A 1,174-nucleotide genomic window follows, 5' to 3' on the forward strand; every position below is an offset into this window, starting at 1 on the left:
AGTGTGACCTCCGGGCGGGTGTCGTACCTGCTGGGGCTGGAGGGTCCGGCGGTGTCGGTGGACACGGCGTGTTCGTCGTCGCTGGTGGCGATCCATCTGGCGGCGCAGGCGCTGCGCTCGGGGGAGTGCTCGCTGGCCCTGGCCGGCGGGGTGACGGTGATGGCGACGCCGGCGGGGTTCGTCGAGTTCTCGCGGCAGCGGGGGCTCGCGGCCGATGGGCGGGTGAAGGCGTTCGCGGAGGCGGCCGATGGTACGGCGTGGGGTGAGGGCGCTGGTGTCGTGTTGCTGGAGCGGTTGTCGGACGCCCGGCGCAACGGGCACCGGGTGCTGGCGGTGGTGCGGGGTTCGGCGGTGAACCAGGACGGCGCGTCGAACGGGCTGACCGCGCCGAATGGTCCGTCGCAGGAGCGGGTGATCCGTCAGGCTCTCGCCAATGCCGGGTTGGCGGCGTCCGAGGTGGACGCGGTGGAGGCGCACGGCACCGGGACCACGCTCGGTGATCCCATCGAGGCGCAGGCGCTGCTGGCGACGTACGGTCAGGGGCGGGTGGAGCCGTTGTGGCTGGGTTCGGTGAAGTCGAACATCGGCCACACCCAGGCGGCGGCCGGTGTGGCCGGTGTGATCAAGATGGTCATGGCGATGCGGCACGGGCAGTTGCCGCCGACGCTGCATGTCGACGCGCCGAGCTCGCACGTCGACTGGGAGTCCGGAAACCTCCGGCTGCTGACCGAGGCCCGGCCGTGGCCGGAGACGGGGCGTCCCCGCCGTGCCGGTGTGTCGGCGTTCGGCATCAGCGGGACGAACGCGCACGTGATCCTGGAGGCACCGGAGTCGCCCGCCCACGATCCCGCTTCCGCGCCCGTCCCTGCGGCCGTCGTGCCGGTGCCGTGGCTGCTGTCGGCGAAGTCGGACGAGGCCCTGCGCGACCAGGCCCGCAGGCTGCGCGGGTTCCTCGCCGAGCACCCCGAGGTCACACCGGCCGAGGTGGCCGCGGACCTGGCCGCGCGGGCCCGGTTCCCGCACCGTGCCGTGCTGACGGACCCGTCCGGCCTGGACACGCTGATCGCCGGAGAGGCCGGAATCGTCACGGGCACTGCCTCTCCGGGCGGGTCGGCGTTCGTGTTCTCCGGTCAGGGTGGTCAGTGGGCGGGGATGGGGCGGGGTCTGTACTCCG

At 73.4% G+C, this 1,174-nt stretch carries 1 protein-coding gene; it reads left to right on the forward strand.

Annotation, left to right across the window (positions count from 1 at the left end; translation table 11 throughout):
* Positions 1-1,174: beta-ketoacyl synthase N-terminal-like domain-containing protein (locus ACFRMQ_RS40850; protein ID WP_380735999.1), on the forward strand; the 1,174-nt coding region annotated here is incomplete at both ends.

Source organism: Kitasatospora sp. NPDC056783 (assembly GCF_042789895.1).
Lineage (GTDB): Bacteria > Actinomycetota > Actinomycetes > Streptomycetales > Streptomycetaceae > Kitasatospora.